This window comes from Ensifer sp. ENS02 (genome assembly GCF_014851885.1).
In the GTDB taxonomy this organism is placed as follows: Bacteria; Pseudomonadota; Alphaproteobacteria; order Rhizobiales; family Rhizobiaceae; genus Ensifer; species Ensifer adhaerens.
In genome coordinates, this window is sequence record NZ_JACVAO010000005.1 from 349,778 (window position 1) to 368,876 (window position 19,099).

Annotated in this window: 17 protein-coding genes; 7 read left to right on the top strand and 10 right to left on the bottom strand. The window is 62.2% G+C overall.

Annotated elements, in window-relative coordinates:
• The first annotated feature begins 49 nt into the window (after positions 1–49).
• Entirely contained in the window at positions 50–985 is a 936-nt protein-coding gene (locus IB262_RS13295; RefSeq protein WP_060583524.1) for an NAD(P)-dependent oxidoreductase, read from the top strand.
• Between the two features lie 60 nt (positions 986–1,045).
• On the top strand, positions 1,046–2,311 hold the full coding sequence (locus tag IB262_RS13300) for a TolC family protein (RefSeq protein ID WP_192493653.1): 1,266 nt from the start codon (positions 1,046–1,048) through the stop codon (positions 2,309–2,311).
• Positions 2,312–2,732: 421 nt separating this feature from the next.
• Here the strand turns inward: IB262_RS13300 and IB262_RS13305 are convergent, their stop codons facing one another.
• Positions 2,733–3,650: a LysR family transcriptional regulator gene (locus IB262_RS13305; protein ID WP_060521144.1), complete on the bottom strand. Its 918-nt coding sequence runs from the start codon at positions 3,648–3,650 to the stop codon at positions 2,733–2,735.
• A gap of 392 nt (positions 3,651–4,042) precedes the next feature.
• Between IB262_RS13305 and IB262_RS13310 the strand changes: the two genes are divergently transcribed.
• Together IB262_RS13310 and IB262_RS13315 are read left to right on the top strand one after the other, a co-directional pair.
• Positions 4,043–4,966: a DMT family transporter gene (locus IB262_RS13310; protein ID WP_034790550.1), complete on the top strand. Its 924-nt coding sequence runs from the start codon at positions 4,043–4,045 to the stop codon at positions 4,964–4,966.
• A 42-nt stretch (positions 4,967–5,008) separates the two neighbouring features.
• Complete coding sequence (locus IB262_RS13315; RefSeq protein ID WP_034790543.1) at positions 5,009–5,341, top strand: multidrug efflux SMR transporter; 333 nt, start codon at positions 5,009–5,011, stop codon at positions 5,339–5,341.
• A gap of 164 nt (positions 5,342–5,505) precedes the next feature.
• Here IB262_RS13315 and IB262_RS13320 read toward each other — a convergent pair whose 3' ends face one another.
• Entirely contained in the window at positions 5,506–6,255 is a 750-nt protein-coding gene (locus tag IB262_RS13320) for a sulfite exporter TauE/SafE family protein (RefSeq protein ID WP_192493654.1), read from the bottom strand.
• 98 nt (positions 6,256–6,353) lie between these two features.
• Here IB262_RS13320 and IB262_RS13325 point away from each other — a divergent pair, with 98 nt between their 5' ends.
• Both IB262_RS13325 and IB262_RS13330 read left to right on the top strand, forming a co-directional pair.
• A complete protein-coding gene (locus IB262_RS13325; protein WP_060583536.1) occupies positions 6,354–7,244 on the top strand; it encodes a LysR family transcriptional regulator in 891 nt (296 codons plus the stop codon).
• A gap of 277 nt (positions 7,245–7,521) precedes the next feature.
• Positions 7,522–7,839: a hypothetical protein gene (locus tag IB262_RS13330; RefSeq protein WP_192493655.1), complete on the top strand. Its 318-nt coding sequence runs from the start codon at positions 7,522–7,524 to the stop codon at positions 7,837–7,839.
• 53 nt (positions 7,840–7,892) lie between these two features.
• On the opposite strand, the gene IB262_RS36480 is transcribed toward IB262_RS13330, so the two are convergent.
• The 3 genes from IB262_RS36480 to IB262_RS13340 form a co-directional block, all read right to left on the bottom strand.
• On the bottom strand, positions 7,893–8,015 hold the full coding sequence (locus IB262_RS36480; protein WP_255380984.1) for a hypothetical protein: 123 nt from the start codon (positions 8,013–8,015) through the stop codon (positions 7,893–7,895).
• Between the two features lie 406 nt (positions 8,016–8,421).
• Entirely contained in the window at positions 8,422–11,601 is a 3,180-nt protein-coding gene (locus IB262_RS13335) for an efflux RND transporter permease subunit (RefSeq protein WP_192493656.1), read from the bottom strand.
• Positions 11,598–12,860 (bottom strand): efflux RND transporter periplasmic adaptor subunit, encoded by a 1,263-nt coding sequence (locus tag IB262_RS13340; protein ID WP_192493657.1) that lies wholly within the window; start codon positions 12,858–12,860, stop codon positions 11,598–11,600. The genes IB262_RS13335 and IB262_RS13340 overlap by 4 nt, the downstream gene beginning before the upstream one ends.
• Positions 12,861–13,334: 474 nt before the next feature.
• On the opposite strand from IB262_RS13340, the gene IB262_RS13345 reads away from it, so the two are divergent.
• Complete coding sequence (locus tag IB262_RS13345; RefSeq protein ID WP_034790521.1) at positions 13,335–14,348, top strand: 2Fe-2S iron-sulfur cluster-binding protein; 1,014 nt, start codon at positions 13,335–13,337, stop codon at positions 14,346–14,348.
• Between the two features lie 56 nt (positions 14,349–14,404).
• On the opposite strand, the gene IB262_RS13350 is transcribed toward IB262_RS13345, so the two are convergent.
• The 5 genes from IB262_RS13350 to IB262_RS13370 all read right to left on the bottom strand — a co-directional run bounded on the left by IB262_RS13350 (position 14,405) and on the right by IB262_RS13370 (position 18,992).
• Positions 14,405–15,985: a TerC family protein gene (locus IB262_RS13350; RefSeq protein ID WP_112983601.1), complete on the bottom strand. Its 1,581-nt coding sequence runs from the start codon at positions 15,983–15,985 to the stop codon at positions 14,405–14,407.
• A gap of 401 nt (positions 15,986–16,386) precedes the next feature.
• On the bottom strand, positions 16,387–16,953 hold the full coding sequence (locus IB262_RS13355; protein ID WP_060582271.1) for a DUF2076 domain-containing protein: 567 nt from the start codon (positions 16,951–16,953) through the stop codon (positions 16,387–16,389).
• A 27-nt stretch (positions 16,954–16,980) separates the two neighbouring features.
• Positions 16,981–17,697 carry a Bax inhibitor-1/YccA family protein gene (locus IB262_RS13360; protein WP_034790478.1) on the bottom strand — a complete coding sequence of 239 codons (717 nt, stop codon included), beginning with the start codon at positions 17,695–17,697 and terminating at the stop codon, positions 16,981–16,983.
• Between the two features lie 10 nt (positions 17,698–17,707).
• A complete protein-coding gene (locus IB262_RS13365) occupies positions 17,708–18,469 on the bottom strand; it encodes an anti-sigma factor (RefSeq protein ID WP_113136358.1) in 762 nt (253 codons plus the stop codon).
• A complete protein-coding gene (locus IB262_RS13370; protein WP_060529059.1) occupies positions 18,462–18,992 on the bottom strand; it encodes a sigma-70 family RNA polymerase sigma factor in 531 nt (176 codons plus the stop codon). The genes IB262_RS13365 and IB262_RS13370 overlap by 8 nt, the downstream gene beginning before the upstream one ends.
• Positions 18,993–19,099 lie beyond the last annotated feature (107 nt).

Below are 19,099 nucleotides of genomic sequence, written 5' to 3' on the forward strand. Positions count from 1 at the left end.
ATCGCGTTATACTAATCCTGGCAAAACGGCGAAACTGAAAGTCGTCCCAATGTCCAACGTATTGATCGTTGGAGGTGCCGGTTTCATCGGATCGCACCTCGTGGCACGGTGTTGTACGGAAGGGCACGCAGTCCACGTGCTCGCTCGACCCGGTACAGATCTGCATCGCTTAAAGCATATCGATAGGACTTTTCGTCTTCATATTTTGGAGCTTGCTGACACCAGAGCCCTTCAGCGTTGTCTTGTGGCTGCCAAGGCGCGTTACATTTTTTATCTTGCTGCTGCTACCCGACGAAAGCCGGAACCGAGTCTCGCAGACGCTTTCGGGAGCGTCCAGGAGGATCTGCTAGGTCTGTTGCAAACCATCGCTGCCGTAGCGGAGGCGCCTGTGTCTCCGATCGCCTTCGTGCGAGCGGGAACCCTGGCCGCTTACGGCAAAGCGCCGATGCCTCATCTAGAAACGCAGCGCGAGATGCCTTGCACAACCTATGCCGCTGGCCTCGTCGCGGGTCATCACTATGTTGAAGCGCTGCAGCCGCGCTTGGCGTTTCCGATCTTGACGGCACGCCTTTCGCTTGTCTTCGGGCCTGGCCAGTCGGGCGACTTCCTCATCCCGTCCTTGATCCGAAAATGCCTAGTCGGAGAACCTTCAATCGTGCGCCGACCCAACGAACGCCGTGATCTCTTGTTTGTGCAAGACGCCGTGGACGGGCTCTATCAGGTGGCCAACGTTTGTCATCAAAAGACGCCACTCATCAACATTGCCTCGGGATGCGCACCGACAATGCGAGAGGTCGCCACCCTCATCGTTGAGAAAGTCGGAGTTAATCCTACGCTGGTCGAATTTTCCGAGACGAGCGCATCCGACGACGTTGATCTCTGTCCATCACCAGCTTTAGCGGAGGCGGTCGTAGGTTGGAAGGCACGCGTACCTTGGCGCGATGGTATCGCGCGAACCATCGACTGGGCGAGAAAACACACGTAGCGCGTGCGTACGGCGATCTGGATATCAACTGTTTCGCTGACGCCGACGAGCCGATCCAGGGTGACATTCTGCAAGTACCCGAGCCGCCTGGCAGCGCGCTCGCAGGCGGCGATTGCCGTCGGCATCACCGAAGCGGTGTACCTGCCTCTCCTGACGGCCGATGTACTCGCCGATCTTGAGCAGACGTCGGCGACTGCGCCCGGCATCAGCGGTCCCATACCGATTGCCCCCGGCACGCTGACGACAACTGGCGCGCAGTTCATTCCATCCCATACGGTCAAGTGGCTGCTTCTCGATTTCGGCGGGCGGGATGCGGGGAGAGAGGCGGCAACGCAATTGGCGTTTGCCGCAAACGTGACCTTCAACGGTACGCACCAGAAGCTGATCTTCGATGTTTCCAACGCCTATTTCGTCCTGACGGCGGCGCGTGTTCAGCTGAAGATCGCCCGCCAGACGGTGCAGAATGCCGAGCTTGTCCAGGCAGCCGCCAAGGCGCGCATGGGTCGCGGCATCGCCACATCGATCGAAGTCGCGCAGGCAAACCAGCAAGTGGCGCAGGCGCGCTTCAACCTGACCCAATCGCAAGGGCAGGAGCGCAATGCCTATATGACGCTTCTCGAAGCGGTCGGGGTCTCGCCAACGCTCGAGATCCGCATCGCCGACGGCAGCAATCGTGCTCTGCCGAAGGCTGTGCCCGAGGACCTCAACCGGCTGATTGCGACATCGCTCCAGCGTCGCCCGGATGTGCAGGCGGCTTTTGCCCGCCTGCAGGCCGACAAGAACGGTATTGCGGCCGCCCGCGCGGAGTTCATGCCGAAGGTCGCGCTGGTGGGCAACGTGAACCGCAATATCGGCTCGCTCAGCGTCGAAGACACCCGTTTCGACCAGCGCTCGACGATCCGCGTCAACCAGCCGAACGCCAACCTGATGATCGGCCTGAGTTTCCCGATTTACGATGGCGGGCTGCGCGACGCGCGGTTGCAGTCGGCGATGGCGCAGGTCGGCGCTGCCGAGCAGGAGATGGCGCAGTTGCAAAACACTGCGGCGCGGGAAGTCGTCGTCGCCTATGATCTGCTGCGCACCAGCCTGGCCGGCTATGCGGCCGCAAGCGAGCTGACGACGGCCGCTCAGACGACCTACGATGCTGCGGTCGACTACTACAAGCAGGTCCTGGGCACGATCACCGATGTCAGCATCGCGCAGACGGCGTTGCTCCAGGCGAAAGTCGCAAAGTCGACCGCCTACAGCGACACGCTTGTCGCCGCGGCAAGCCTTGCTTTTGCAACGGGAACGTTGACGAACCGCAATGCGGTCAATCGCTTCTGACGGCCTGAGGCGACGGGTCGCCCAGTGCCGAACTCACCAGAGGTTCGACGACGCCTCGATCAACAGTCCATCGAATCCGCCGGCAAGAATGCCTGCAACGGCCGTCGTCCCGGCGTACGCGGCAAGAACGAGCAATCCCAGCATCGAGATAGCCGATCCGATCCGGATTGCCGAAGCGCTTTCGCTTTCAACGGTCAGTGAAATGGCTACCGGCGCGAACGATATCGGCCGTGGCGCACCTCGGAGGTTCTGGTTGGCAGCACGCAGGAGGCGGGGCGGCCGCGGATACTTCAGGCGGCTTTTTTCGCATATTCCGGGATAGGTTTCGCAAACTGAGCTTGGCATCTGACGTGTCCCTGATCAACTGGATTTAAAGCGATCTTAAGCGCTCCGTCCGCATTGGCCGTTCCCGGGGGAACTCCTAAGTTGAGGGCTTGTTGCCTTCGAGGAGCGGCCGATGTTTCGCGAGCGCCTGGCCAACAAATTCGGTGAAGGCGCTGACGCGGGCCGTGCGCCGCAGATCCTCGTGTGTGAGAAGCCAAAGCTCTCTCGTCATATCGGCGACCGGTGCGCCGATACGGATGAGACCGGGCGTCGTGTCTCCGAGATAACAGGGCAGGGCCGCAAGACCGATGCCGGCCTTTGCCGCCTCGCGGGCCGTAACCAGCGAATCGCAACGCAAGACCGCGGGTGCCACGAGCGTCGCGCGCATCCATCGTGCCACGCTCGTGGACGCAAGCGCGTCACCAAGCCCGATCCAGTGCTCCCGTGCAATATTCAGCGTGTCGGCTGTCAGCTCCCGCACATCGAGATAGGACGGCGCCGCATAGACGGCGAAAGCGACCTTCGCGATCCGGCGACCGACCAATGCATCCGGTGAATCGACCGCGGGGCGGATGGCAACGTCCGCGTCGCGATGCGAGAGGTTTGCGAGCGCATTCGAGGTGCTGACCTCGAGCAGGACGCCGGGATGGCGTTGACGGAAATCCGCCAGGATCGACGGCAGGATGGACGCCATCAGCGTATCCGTGGTGGTGATCCGCAGGCTACCCTCGAGCCGCAGATCCTGACCCGTCAAGCGGCGCTCGAGCTCCGTGACCGTTTCAGCCATCTGCCGGGCCACGGCCAGCAGCTCCTCGCCGCCGGCGGTGAGCATGTAGCCGGACGGGAGGCGGTCAAACAGCCGGACCCCGAGCTTCTGTTCGAACGACCCGACACGCCTTAACACTGTTGTGTGATTGACGCCAAGCGCCCGGGCAGCAGCAGCAAGGGAGTTCGCCTCCGCGACTGCCAGAACGAAGCGGAGGTCTTCCCAGTCGATACGGTGATGGCTGTGCATGATTGGGCAAACCTAAGACAGGTTGTTCATCGGATGAGCGAATTTGCACCGCTATCACCGCGTATTGTCAATCGCTCTGCGCAATCGAGCTCCACGGTCAAACGCCTTATTCGCTGTGGTACCGTCATTGAAGCGGCTGTGCAAATATGCAGAGGCAGTAGGCGAAACGACAGATCGTTCTGCAACCGAGCACCGTCTAAAGATGGTGTCACGATCGGATGGGCCGATCGGTGGAGCGACGCAAGATGATCCCATTCTTCAGCGATCTGGTGCCTGAGACGAGTGATCACCCGACCGCCCCGCACCTTCCTCAGGTCCGGGCGCACCAGAGCGCGTCCACCTGATCAACCCTTCCTCCATTTTCAACTCATTCTCGTCAAGGAGGTCCCGTCATGGAGACCCTGTTCGTCCCATTGGCCTTGTTTGCGGGTGGTCTGCTCGCTGTCCAGGCGGGTGCCAACGCACAACTTTCCAAAGCTGTCGGATCGCCTTTTGCAGCGACCACACTTCAGCTCGCGATTGGTACCGGTCTGCTGCTTCTCGTCACCCTCTTGACGGGAACAATCGCCGCGCTTGGTGCAATTCCCGCGGTCAAGTGGTGGCATCTCGTCGGAGGCACCGCCTCAGCCGTCTATGTCGTCTCGACCATCGTTCTCTTCCCCCGCCTTGGCGCCGTCGTTTCCGTCGGATTGTTCATCGCCGGACAGATGCTCGCCTCCCTGACGCTCGATAGTTTCGGCTTGCTGGGCGTTCCGCCGACGGGACTGCGGGTCGGGGCCGCCGTTGGCACGCTCGTCGTGCTCCTCGGGGTTGCCATGGTGGTGTTCGGGCAAGGCGGAAAAGACAATGTTAAAGTCGACCGGCTTGGCTGGATTGCCCTTGCGCTGATGGCAGGGGCCGTGCTCCCGGTCCAGGGTGCCGTCAATGCGCTCCTGCGCCATGATCTCGGGGGTGCGCCGTTCGCGGTGGGTGCGATCTCGTTTCTCGTCGCCACGCTCGCCATGGCCGCGGTGATGCTTCTGGTGCTCGCCGGGCAAAAGACATCCCGTCCCAACATCACCGGCGTGCAGACGATGCCCTGGTGGGGTTGGCTCGGTGGTCTCGCCGGAGCGACCTATGTCACCACAGTCTTTACCGCAATCCCAGCGATTGGTGCGGCCGCGGCGGTTGGTCTCACCGTGGCCGGCCAGCAGGTCGCAAGCGTCTTCGTCGATCGCTATGGCTGGTTCCGTCTGCCGCAGAGGTCCGTGTCGGGGCTGCGCCTGGGCGGCGTGGTGCTGCTGTTGGCCGGTGTCGCCGTTATTAAACTCGTCTGAAGCCGCAACCGATCGCGATCTGCCGAACCCTGGAGAATTGCCATGTCATCCACATCGCTTGCCTGGATCTACCTCGTGCTATCCGGCGTTGCAGACGTCGCCTGGGCCGTCAGCACCAAGTTCTCGAACGGTTACAGCCGCCTGTCCTGGACGCTGGTCTCGATCGTTGCCCTGGTGATCTTTCTGTCCCTGCTCACCCAGGCGCTCAAGACGTTGCCGCTCGGAACAGCCTACGCGGTCTGGACCGGCATCGGCGCCGTCGGTTCCGTGCTCTGCGGTGTGCTGCTCTTTGGAGAAACCATCACAGTCTCGCGGGCAACCGCAATGCTGGTGATCGCCGGCGGTGTCATCGCGCTGAAGATCGTGCCGGCCTGAATTCCGGGCCGGAGGCGGCATTAAAACGTAGTTTCTTCAATATATTGATCGATGTTCCTTAACGAAGTTCTTAAGAACGTCAGCCGGCCGACCGGCATCGTGTATGGTACGGCGCCAGCATCTCGCAACGACAGTTCGCCGCCCCACTAGATAGGCAATCGCCTTTACAGAAGCGGCCGCGCAAGCATTTCGGCGCCGAGGACGAGCAGACTGATGAGGAACCAGCGCCGGAATACGGGCGGGTCGACACGGTTGCGAACGATTTGCCCCGCCCACATGCCGGCGAGCGCCGGCGCAATCGCGAGGCCGGAGAAGAGCAGATTGTCGGCCTCGAAAGCGCCCCGCCAGACGAGCCCGGCGGTGAGGGCGACTGTGGAGACGGTGAAGGAGAGGCCGAGCGCCTGCACCAGTTCGTCCCGTTCAAGACCTAGCGCCTGCAGATAGGGCACGGCCGGCATGACGAAGACGCCGGTTGCGCCCGTGACGATCCCGGTTGCCGCGCCGACCACGGGAGACAGCCACGGCTCCCACTTCGCCGGAACGCGAAGCTGGCGCGCAAAGAGCGTGAAGGCGGCGTAGAGAAGGAGGGCCGCACCAAGTGCGCCCGTCGTGAGCGCGGTGCTGCCACCGGCAAGCACCGAAGAACCGCTGAGCGTGCCAAGAACGACCGCCAGCATCATCGGCCAAAGCCGGAGCGCAAGCGCGCCGAAGCTCGGGCCCGCGAGAAGCTGCCAGACATTTGTCACGAAGGACGGGGCAATCAACAGGCTGGCGGCCGCAAGTGGAGAGATGAGCGTACCGAGCACGCCCATCGCCAAGGTCGGCAACCCCATGCCGGTGACGCCCTTGAGGATGCCGGCGGCGAAGAAAGTTGCGGCAATCGCAACGACGAGGGACGGAGCAAGATCGAACATGCCATCGGCATAGCGTATACCCGCATCGGCACAATGCGGATCATCCGCAGTCAGACTTCGGCTGGTCCGAAGGCTGTTTTTCCGTTAGCCTCCTTTGCATGCGTTTCGATCTTATCGACCTTCGTCTGTTTCTTGCCGTGGTGGATGCCGGCAGCATGACCCATGGTGCTGCGGATGCCGGGCTTTCGTTGCCGGCGGCAAGTGAACGTCTGCGCGACATGGAGATGATCGGCAAAGTCAAACTGCTCGAACGTGGTCGCCGCGGGGTGCGGCCGACACCGGCCGGAGAAGCGCTCGCGCATCACGCCCGGCTGATCCTGCGCCAGATGGCGCGGATGCGCGGCGAGCTTGGTGAACACGCCGATGGCCTTCGGGCAACAATCCGGCTTGCGGTGAACACGGCCGCACTCACAGAGTTTCTGCCACAGCGGCTCGGCGCCTGGATGACGGCGCATCCGCGGATCGACGTCGATCTGAAGGAACGGCAAAGCATCGAGATTGCGAGAGCCGTCGCCGCCGACCTCGTGGAGATCGGCATTCTTTCGGACGCGGTCGATACTGGCGGCCTGCAACTGCGTCCCTTTGCCGTCGACCGGCTCGTCGTCGTCATCCCACGCGATCACGTATTCGCGGCACGCAGGCGGGCACTCTTCGCCGACATTGCGGACCAGCCTTTCGTCGGCTTGGCAGATGGCGCATTGCAGAGCCATATCGATGCACAAGCTCGGAGATTGGGGCTGACGCTGAAGATGCGCTCGCGCATGCGTAGCTTCGAAGGCATGTGTCACATGGTTTCGGCGGGTGTCGGCCTTGCCATCATGCCGGAGACGGCGGCACGGCGCGGCGGCAGATCTGCCAAGACCGCGTTCGTGCGCCTTGCTGATGACTGGGCGACGCGGCGGCTGTCCGTCTGCGTGCGCGCGGAAGAGGAACTGTCCCCGCCGGCGCGAGACCTGTTCGAGCATCTGGGCTCGAGCGGTTCGCATTGACCTTAGAAACGCGCCGGTAGCCTCACGCGCTCCGTTCCATGCGTTTGGCGTCGTCGCGCGAAGGCGGCCTTTGATCGCAAAAATTGATTTTCCCTTGGAACTCTTCGCGCCTTTGGCGGTTGGGCTCCCATAGGGATATCCTTCGGCCCGATCCTTGCCGGGCCTATAGCGTGAGAAGGAGATGGAGCATGATACTTTTCCGAACAGGACAGGACACGCCCCGGACTCCCACCTTCTCTCAGACGGACCGCCCGTGCGTTCCCACGCACGAGACACCATGCCGGACCTCTTCTGCAGGCAGCGGGGCATCATCATGATCGGAAAATCGATGCCGGCCTATGTGATCGATCTCGCCTTCGTCGAACGGATGCTGGAGATGGCGGAACGGCGTATCGCCGAGCCCACGTCGAGCGAAGCTCTCTACCGAGAGATCGCCGACGAACTTGAGCGAACCGAAGGGGATCCGAAGATTGCGCGCATCCTGCTCGTCACCTTTACCAATTCCTACGCCGCGCACGTCACAAGCGGCGATCGCCTCCGAAAGCTGAGAATTGAAGCCGAATGGGGATCTTTCTTGCGCCGAAGGTGGCTTTGAGGCCGCGAACAGAGCGCGTCCACGACAGGCGTCCTGAAACGCGGCAGTCGAGCTTAGCAGAGCAACAGGAATACGGGCATCAGCGCGACCAGATAGGCGAGACCGTCGGCCGCCAGGCGATCGCGCAGGTTATGCGCAGCGAAGGAGTTGCCCGATAGGCGTCCATTATTGTTCATTTTTATTCTTCCTGGGTCGTTGTTGTCGAGCCCGCCGGGAGGAGAGGCCGGGCTCGTCGCATATGGGAGAGAAGTCGGTCGGGATCAACGAAGAGCGCCAGGCAAAGCAGTGCCCCACTCGAAATTCCGACGTCGACCGCTTGCTGATCTTCCAACGCGGTGCTTGAGGAGCCGGGTGTTAGCAGGGTTTCGACCCGATGCAATCCTTTGCCGGTCACGTCCTTGCACGTTTGCGTGAGCCCTGCGGTTTGCGACCGGAAACCAGGTGCGCCCTAGCCGGCAAACCTGACGACTATTTGCACTTGCGCTCAGTTCGCCAGGCCGATCGGATTTGCCTTCGGACGGGAGGCATCGCACGTGGCCATCTGGCTTCCCGACATGACCGCGTGCGATGGTTATGGTTGGTTTAGGCTCGCTGTTCCAGCGACGCCCCTTCAGGGATTCGGCCTTTTTCCCGCCGGATCGCCAACTTCCGCACCAGAACATAGAATACCGGCGTCAATACGAGGCCGAACAAGGTAACGCCGAGCATGCCGGCAAAGACGGCGATGCCCATGACGTGGCGCATCTCTGCGCCAGCGCCTTTAGCAATCACCAGCGGAACGACGCCTGCGATAAAGGCAAGCGACGTCATCAGGATCGGTCTGAGCCGAAGGCGGGCCGCCTCAAGCGCGGCGGACAGAGGATCGGCACCTTCATCCTCTTTCGCTCGCGCGAACTCGACGATCAGGATCGCATTCTTGGCCGCGAGCCCCACGAGAACGACAAAGCCGATCTGCGTGAAGATGTTGTTGTCGCCGCCGGTAAACCAGACGCCTGCGATTGCGGAAAGCAGCGCCATCGGCGCGATCAGCAACACGGCGAAGGGCAAAGACCAGCTGTTGTACTGGGCGGCGAGAATGAGAAACGCCAGCAGGACAGACAGAGGGAAAATGTACATCGCGGTGTTTCCGGCCTGCTTTTCCTGATAGGCGAGCTCCGTCCATTCGAAGGTCATGCCGGGTGGCAGCGTCTCCGCCGCGATCCGTTCTATGGCCGCGGTTGCTTGGCCGAACGAATAGCCGGGCGCCGGACCGCCGCTGATATCGGCCGACGGGAAGCTGTTGTAATGCATGACGCGATCCGGTCCCGAACTGTGCTTGACCGTCAACAGCGCCGACAAAGGTATCATCGCGCCCGCCGCGTTGCGCACCTTCAGCCGGCCAATGTCTTCCGGCTGCATGCGGAATGGCGCGTCTGCCTGGACCACCACGCGATAGGTCCGGCCGAAGCGGTTGAAATCGTTGGCGTAGAGAGAACCGAGGTTGACCTGCAGCGTTTCGAAGATGGTGTTGAGCGGCACTCCTTGAGACTTGGCTTTCACCCGGTCGATGTCCACCTGCACCTGCGGCGCATTCACCTGAAAGCTTGCAAGCATTCCGGCAAGCTCCGGCGTCTGCATCGCCTTGCCCATAATCGCGCCCTGCGCTTCGGCAAGCGCCGCAAAGCCGAGCCCGGCCCTGTCCTCGACCTGGAACTTGAAACCGCCGGTCGTACCGAGACCCGGGACGGGCGGCGGCGGGAAGATGCCGGCAAAGCCGTCGGGTATCTGGCTGAATTTGCCCATCAGGCGACCTGCGATCGCGAATGCGGACAAGGACGGATCCTTGCGCTCGTCGAAGGGCTTCAGCATCGTGAAGATGACGGCGGCATTGGGAATATTGACCATGCCGTTGACCGAAAGCCCCGGAAAAGCGACGACGCTTTCGACGCCCGGTTCCGCGAGGGCTATCTCCGACATCTTCTTGACGACCGCCTCGGTTCGGTCGAGCGAGGCTCCTGTCGGCAATTGGGCGATGCCGACCAGGTAGTATTTGTCCTGCGCCGGGACAAAGCCGTTCGGCACGGTGTGGAAGCCCAGCCATGTCGTGGCGACCAGGCCAGCGTAGACGAGAAGGACGAGCGCGCTGAACCTGACGGCACGGCGGACGGACCAGACATAGGCGTTCGAAGCGCGCTCGAAGAACCGGTTGAAGAGCCGGAAGAACCAGCCGAACAGGCCGTCTATCACGCGCGTCAGGAGATCGCGCTTCACCTCGCCGTGGTGCGGCTTCAGAAGCACGCCGGCTAGCGCCGGGGAAAGCGTCAGGGAGTTGACCGCGGACAGGATCGTCGAGATTGCGATCGTCAAGGCGAACTGACGATAGAACTCGCCTTGCAGGCCGGATAGGAACGCTGACGGAATGAACACGGCCGAGAGCACGGACGTGATCGCAATGATCGGCCCGGTCACCTCGTCCATGGCCTTGCGCGCCGCTTCCTTCGGCGTTTCGCCAAGCGCGATGTGACGCTCGACGTTTTCGACGACGACGATCGCGTCGTCGACCACGATCCCGATCGAGAGGACCAGGCCGAACAGCGACAGCGTGTTGAGCGAAAAGCCGAACATGTACATCAGCGCGAATGTGCCGACCAAGGAGATCGGCACGGCAACCAGCGGGATGATCGACGCGCGCCAGGTCTGAAGAAAAAGCACGACCACGATGACGACCAGCACGATCGCTTCAAGTAGCGTCATCACCACGGCCTCCAGCGAGGCCTTCACGAAGACGGTGGGATCGTAGGCGATGCGATACTCTATGCCCTCAGGAAAGCCTTTCTGCAGGTCTTCCATCGTGGCGCGAATGGAACTCGCCACGTCGAGCGCGTTGGCGCCGGGGCTTTGGATGATCTGCAGCGCCAGCGCCGGCTTGCCGTCAAGAAGACTGCGCAGCGCATAGGAGTCGGCGCCCAACTCGATGCGGGCAATGTCGCGCAGCCGGGTGACCTGGCCATCGGCGCCGGTCTTGACGACGATGGCGCCGAACTGCTCTTCGTTGGATAGCCTGCCGAGCGTGTTGACCGTGACCTGCAGCGCTGCCGAGGCATCCGGTTGCTGGCCGACGGAGCCGGCGGCCACCTGAGCGTTCTGCTCCTGGATTGCAGCAACCACGTCGGAAGCGGTCAATCCGCGCGCCGCGACCTTGGCCGGATCGAGCCAGACCCGCATGGAGTATTCGCCGGCTCCCCAGACGAGCACGTCACCCACACCCGACAGGCGCGCGAGCTGGTCGCGGACCTGCAGCGTCGCGAAGTTCGATAGGTAGAGAGGATCGTAGCGGTCATCGGGCGAAACCAGATGCACGACCATCAGGATATCGGGCGAGGTCTTCTGCGTCACGACACCGATGCGCTGAACTTCCTGCGGCAGACGCGGAAGCGCGCGCGAAACCCGGTTCTGAACCTGGATCTGCGCCATGTCGGGATCGGTGCCCTGCTGAAAGGTCACCGTCAGCGTCATGCGCCCGTCGGTTGCGGCCTGCGAGCTCATGTAGAGCATGTTCTCGACGCCGTTGATCACCTGCTCCAGCGGAGCCGCAACCGTTTCGGCGATCACTTCGGGGCTGGCACCCGGATAGCTTGCGGTCACCTGCACGGTCGGCGGCGTCACCTGGGGATATTCGCTGAGCGGCAGCTTTAGGAGGGTCAGGCCACCGCCGATCAGCATCAATACGGAGAGAACGACCGCAAAGATGGGGCGGTCGACGAAAAAGCGTGGAATGTTCATCGACGCGCCTTCTGCGAAGCGGCGGCCGCTAAGTCACCTTTGGCCGCCTCGCCCGACACCATCGAAACCGTCTGCGGGTCAACCTCCATACCAGGGCGCACGAGGCCCTTGAGAATGATCTTCTCACCCGGCCTGAGACCGCTTGCGACAACACGCAAGCCGTCGATCATCGGACCGAGTTCGATCGGCCGGTACTCGGCCTTGTTCCCCGAGCCCAGCGTCAGCACATAGCGGCGACCCTGGTCGGTACCGATCGCCTGATCGTCGATCAGAACGGTGCGGGCTGGCTGGGCCGTCACAAGGTTCACCCGAGCAAACAGACCCGGGGCCAGCAGTCCGTCCGGATTCCGGACGATCGCGCGGGCCCGGATCGTGCCGGTGCTGCGTTCGACCTGGTTGCTGATGAAGTCGAGCACGCCGGCATGGGGGAAACCGGCATCCGTCATGAGGCCAATCCCGACCGGCAACTTCTCGGTTCCGCCTTCTCCATTGTCAGGACGCGCTCGCCCGCCAAAATCGAGAAACGTCGCTTCGTCGATGTCGAAGTAGACGTAGAGCGGGTCCGTCGAGACGATGGTGGTGAGGAGCGTGGCGGCACCCGCATTGCCGCCTGAAACAAGGTTGCCCTCGGTCACCCGGACACGATCGACCCGCCCGCCAATCGGGGCTGCGACGCGCGTGAAGGAGAGATCAAGCTCTGCCGCAGCCACTGCCGCCTTGGCGATTTCGACCTCGGCCTGCCGTTGGCGCCGCACTGCCTCGGCATCGTCATAGGTCTTGCGCGACACGGTCCCGTTCGGAGCCAGGGATTTGGCGCGGCGGAACGCGATGTCGGCGTGATCGAGAAGAACGATCGCCTGTTTCAAGCGCGCCTTGGCGGCGTCCAGGGCGACTTGGAACGGTCGCGGATCGATCTGGAACAGGACCTGTTCCGGTTTGACGAGAGCGCCTTCGGGAACACTCACCCTGTCGATGGCGCCGCCGACACGCGGACGCAGTTCAACGGATTTTGCCGCCTCGAAGTGGCCCGTGAACTCTACGGCTGGCGCGACCTCTCGCGTGATGACCTCGGCGACCGGAACCTTGGGCATGGGCGCACCCGTGGTTCCGGTCGCCGCGACTGCCTCCGACGCACTGGTCGAGGAGGCAAGCCCAAGAAGCCGACTGGCGAAGGTTCCCATTCCATCGCCGTCGGCAAGCGCAAGCCCTCCAACGGTTGCGATACCGGCTAGGAACAGGGCGGCGGCCTTTTTACTCATTCTCGTTCACCTTCATTTTGTTCACGCTTGCGGCCGGGGCGGCCACGGCAGCGATCAGTTCTTCGCGAAGGTGCGGTTTCCAACGATGGAAAGGTCAAGACCTCCTGAAACTTCTTTCGCTCACCCTGATGCGAATGGTCAGGTTCTGCCGATAAGAGATTGGAAAATCGGGATTTTCGTCTTGTGTATTCCCCGCGGCTGGCACTCAGGCGGGGGGCCGCCGACCACGACTGATCTGTGCTCTTTGCTGGGGCGCCACGCCACCGTCATTCGTGTAGTCGCGCCGAGGGTCCCACTAGGCAATCGGTCCAGGTTCGCCGTCGCATTCCAATCTCCGAAACTGAGAACGTCGGCGGTGATCCGATACCCCTTGACCTTACCAGCGCTGGAAGCCGCAGCCTGAGGGCATTTTCGCTTGCCGCCGTCAGGAACCGGCCCGCGAGAGAATTCGAACTCTGTGAGGAAACATTTGATATGACCGTCAAACGCATAGACATACGATCGGCACGAACAAACCTCGAAGTGCACGCCGACCAGACCATTCTCGATGCTGCGCTCGCCGCCAAGCTTCCTTACCCCCATGGCTGCAGATCCGGGCGGTGCGGCGCTTGCAAGTCTCGGCTGATCGAAGGCGAGGTGGAGCTTCTCCAGCATTCGCCCTTCGCCCTCACCGATGAGGAGAAAGCCGGCGGTCTCATCCTTGCCTGCCGGGCGCTTCCGGTAACGAACTCCGCCGTGGCATGGCTTGGAGGCGGCGAAGAAGATGCCGTCCAAACGCCCCAACGGCTAAGCGGCATCGTTACGCATCTGGAGGACCTCACGCACGACATCAAGCTGGTGCGCATCGATGCGGAAGATGGGGGCAGCTCTCGTTTCGTCGCTGGACAATATGCGCAGGTCAGTTTCGATGGGGTCCCCGCCCGCAGCTATTCCATGGCCAACCGGCATGGCGACGGCCGGGTGGAGTTCCACATTCGCCACGTGGTCGGCGGAGCGACCTCGCAATATGTGCACGGCGCTTTGAAGGCCGGGGACAAGGTGACGCTCGAATACCCGATGGGATCCTCCTATCTGCGAGAGAACCACTCCGGCCCGATCCTCTGCATCGCCGGCGGCTCCGGCCTCGCACCGATCAAATCGATCGTCGAAACCGCCCTTGCCCACGGCCTGAAGCAGCCGATCCATCTCTACTTCGGCGCACGCAGCGAACGCGATCTCTATCTCGTCGATCATTTCCGCGCGCTCGCCGAGTGGCACGCCAATTTCGTCTTCAGGCCCGTCTTGTCGGAGGCCGATTCGGCAGGGTACCGTCGTGGATTCGTGACGGAGGCTGTGGCCGAGGATCTGTCTGACCTCGACGGATGGAAAGCCTATGTCGCCGGCCCGCCGCCGATGGTGGATGCGGCAATGGAGGTTGCGTTTGCGCGCGGCCTGAACCGCTCAGACATGCATGCCGACGTGTTTTTCACGCCCGAGCCGGCGGAATAGCCGCTCTCGGGCGCAAAATCGGCGGCGCAACTGCTTCATCTCAGCCTGGCGGAAGCTCAGCGAAACTGGGCGCCCGTCAGTTCCTCCATCTGCGGCCTTCGGATCCTGACCTTGTCGACGTTGCGGCCATCCAAGGCGACGACTTCATAGGTCAGGCCACCAAAGCTGACGCTTTCACCCTGGTTGGGCAGATGTCCGAGGCGCCAAAGAACGAGGCCTGCCAGTGTGGAGTAGCGGTCGGCCTCATCCACGAGATCGACCTCCAGCAGTTTTGAGACATGCCGGATATCGATCCACCCGTCGACGAGGAGCGCTCCGTCTTCCTCGCGCTCGACCGTCAACTGATCATCATCATCGTCGGCAAAGTCGCCGGCGATGGCTTCGAGCAGGTCTGTTGGTGTCACCAGGCCTTCCATCGAGCCATATTCGTCAAGGACGATCGCGACCTGAAGGGGAGACTGTCGCAACTGCTCAAGCAGGCGCAGCGCGCTGACGGTTTCATGCACGACCAGGGGCTGGCGAAGGGATCGGCTGAAGTCGATCTTGCCGGTCTCGAGCAGGTCTCTCAACAGGTCTTTCGCCAGCGCGACGCCCAGGAACTCATCGAGATTGCCGCGTCCGATCGGGAAGCGCGAATGACCTGTTTCGATGATCTTGCGGCGCAACTCGTCGTCACTCTCCTCGATATCCAGCCACTCGACATCAAGCCTCGGGGTCATGACCGATTTTGCCGGGCGCTCTGCAAGTGTCAGTACGCCTTCGATCATCTCGTGCTCCACCGGCGTGAACAGTTCGTCCTCCGTCGCCCGCTCCGCGATGACATCCGCCGTTTCGCCGAGCGACGTCTCGCTCTTGCGTCGACCGAGGAGGGAGAGAACGGCATTTGCCGTACGCTCGCGCAAGTCACCCGTCGTCATGAAGCGTTCGCGGTTGCGGCGTCCGATCTGGTTGAAGGCCTCGATCAGCACCGAGAAGCCGATCGCCGCATAGAGGTAGCCCTTGGGGATATGGAAACCGAACCCTTCGACGATCAAGGAGAAGCCGATCATCATCAGGAAGCCGAGGCAGAGGATGACGACGGTCGGGTGTTTCGACACGAAGGCCATCAGTGGTTTGGACGCAAGCAGCAACACGCCGACGGCGACAATGACCGCGATCATCATCACGGAGAGATGCTGAACCATCCCGACGGCGGTGATGACGCTGTCCAGCGAGAAGACGGCATCGAGGACGACGATCTGCACGAGGACCTGCCAGAAGACCGCATGCTCCACCTTGCCTTCCTTGTGACCGGCATGGCCCTCGAGGCGCTCGTGCAGCTCCATCGTCCCCTTGAACAGAAGGAACAGGCCGCCGAACAGAAGGATCAGGTCGCGGCCGGAGATCTCAGCGCCGAGCACTGTGAACAACGGAGTGGTCAGCGTCACGATCCAGGCGATCGAGGCAAGCAGGACGAGACGCATGCCCAGCGCCAGTCCGAGGCCAATCAGTCGGGCTCTTTCCCGTTGATGCTCTGGAAGCTTGTCCGCGAGGATGGCGATGAAGACGAGGTTGTCGATACCGAGCACGATCTCGAGAACGATGAGGGTGGCGAGACCCGCCCAGGCGGCCGGATCAGACATCCATTCGAACATCATTGGGTTTAAAGGCCAGCCCTCAAGGCAAGGCCAATCCTTCTATTGTTGATGGGAAAAGAAAAAGCGTCGCCCGCCCGTCTGGTCGACGGTTGCGGGCGCAAAGTAGGTGACCGCGAAACCGCTTCAGCGGAGCCGCGCTTGTAGGGTCTGATGAACGTTGGTCAGGGTCGGCGTCGTCAGGCATGCCGCGTGGTCCGCCTTGTCGGATAGGCCATGGAGCGGGCGGCAAACAGCAAGCCGAACTCCGCCCACCCTGCGCGACCGACAAGGTGGCGGGTCATCGTGACCGGATGGGGGACAGGCGGTGGGCTTGGTGCAGCTGGGATCATGAGAAAGGGTTGGCTCTGAAGGAAGGCTGGCTTCCGGGGGAGGGGGATGGTCCCCGGAAGCCAAAAGCGGCGTCAAATATCTTCGTCGCCGCCGAAATCCATGTCGTCAACGGGCGCTTCCGGCTCCGGGGCAGGGGCGGCTGGTTGAGCGGCCTGGGCCTCGTTACCACCCAACATGCCGGCAATCGCATTGCCGAGCAGGACGCCACCGGCGACGCCCATTGCGGTCTGCGCGGCGCCCGCGAGGAAGCCGCCGCCGGTGCGCTGTTGCATCGGCTGGCCGTAAGCCTGGCTCTGGTTGCCCCATGGCGAGCTCGGGGCCGCACGGCCATACCCGGCCTGTTGTGGCGCCGGGCGCTGAGGAGCAGCGTTGCTGCCGAACATCGAGGAGAAGAAGCCGCCGCGCTGCTGGCTTTGTGCGGTGTGCGCTTCCAGTTCTTCGATACGGCGTTGAGCCGCCTCCAGTGCCTGTTCCTGTACGACGATCGTCTGCGCCATGTAATAGGGCGCGCCCGGCTGCTGGCCTATCCGCTCTTTTATGAAGCGGTCGGCTTCCGCGTCGCGCGGAGCGGATTGGCGCTCCGCCTGGGCGAGCTTGGAGAACAGGCCGTCTATGGCCTGCTGATCATTGCGATCCATAAGATATGTCCTTGATATCGGCGACTGTTACTCTTCGCGCTGGCCGGTGAAATTCAGCAGCAGCTGGAAGATGTTGACGAAGTTCAGGTAGAGCGAGAGAGCGCCGAAGACCGCCAGCTTCTGCTGGGATTCCTGGTCGAAGTTGTCGGCATACTGCTCCTTGATGTTCTGCGTGTCCCAGGCGGTCAGACCGACGAAGACGACGATGCCGATCACCGAGACGGCAAACTGAAGGGCGCTGGAACCGAGGAAGATGTTGACGATCGAGGCGATCATCACGCCGATCAAACCCATGATCATGAACGAACCGAACTTCGCGAGGTCCCGTTTCGTCACATAGCCGTAGAGGCTCGTCGCTCCGAACATGGTAGCGGCGATGAAGAATGTGCGGGCGATGCTGGCGCCGGTGAAGACCAGGAAGACCGAAGCGAGCGACAGGCCCATAACGGCGCAGAAGGCCCAGAAGGTCATCTGTGCCGAGGATGCCGACATCGAATGCATCTTGAAGGAAAAGAAGAAGACGAAGGCGAGCGGCGCCAGCATCACCACCCATTTCAGCGGCGTGGAGAAGATCGGCACGTAAAGCGCCGGCGTGGTGCCGACGATGAAGGCGACAAGGCCCGTCACGACGAGGCCGAGGCCCATATAGTTGAAGACGCGTAGCATGTGCTGGCGAAGGCCCTCGTCGAGGGCGGCGGCCGAAGCCTGACTCATACCGCCGAAGCGGTTCTGGTTCTGATACATGAAGGTTTCCTCAGTAAAGTGAGTTCTTGAGAAGCTCGGCCTCGTCGCTGAGGCCGATGCCCGGCGTGCTTGAAACGACGGCATAGGCAACCTCGCCGACCTGCCACCAGGCAGCCTCGGCATTGGAAAGGTTGAGGTCCTTCACGGGTTCGACCGCGAAACGACCGGGCCTGCCGGCGAAAAGTGAAATGACCGTGCCCGCATAGGTCTTGACGCTCATCTCGACGCTGGGTCCGAATTCCGAGGGGAACACCTGGACATCGACGACGTTCCAGCCCTTCGGGAGCTCCGGCATGACGATGGCGGTCGCGGCACGAATGTCGTCCCGGTCATAGGTCTGAACCTCAGGCTGCGACGGCATTCCAGCCCTGACGACCGAGGTCTGATGGGCGCGGATGGCGTGCTCCACGAAAGCCGGCGGATGGGCCGAGGCATTGACTTCGCTCGGGCCGACCGCCGAATGGGCAATCCACCCGACCGACACCATCAAGCCGACCGCCGCAACCTTTTGCAGCGCGTTCCAAACGCGCGCATTCGCAAGCCCAGAAGAAAGGCGCCGGGCCGCCTCGCGCGTCTCTGGACGACCGGCAACGACATCCGACGTCATCGCCAGTTTGAGCGTGGTGCGCATGCCGAGGTCGGCCATGACGCGCGCCGCCGCATCCGGATTCCTGGCAAGCCAGGTCTCGACCCGCAGCCGACCGGTCGCGTCGAGCTGATTGTCGATGTAGGCGTCGAGATCGCCATCGGTAATCGTATCGACGTCAGTCATTGTCGCCTCCGACAAGCTTCAGATGGTTAGGCTTCCTCCGTCCGCTTTCGAAATCTCTGAGCGCTGCTCGTGCGCGGGAGACGCGCGACATCAAGGTCCCGACGGGGATGTCGAGTATGTCGGCGGCCTCCTGGTAGGAGAGATCTTCGACAGCAACCAGATGTAGGGCTTCGCGCTGCTCCTCCGGCAGCAGCATGAACGCCTCGCGAACCTGAGCGAGCCGGACGCTGTGTTCCTGGTGGGCCGGGTAGGATGACACGGCTTCCTGCGCCGTCTGGCTGTCACGCTGGCCGCGCGACATCGCCGATCGTACGCGGTCGATATGGGCGTTGCGAACGATGGCGAAAAGCCAGTTTCGAAGGTTCGCTCCCGACCGGAACGTCGAGCGCCGCTCGTAGGCTCTCACCAAGGCATCATGAACGAGATCTTCTGCGTCAGGCGAATTGCGCGCAAGCGAACGCGCGTAGCGCCGCAGCGCGGCCAGCTGCCCAATAACGTCGAAAGCGCCTTTTTTCGATTCCATACCCGCATATACGGAGCCGATGCGATTTCTCATCCATCGTCGACGAAAAAAATATGATCCATCCGGATGCAGCAGTTTCGGAGCGCATGCCCGCTGGCAACACCGAA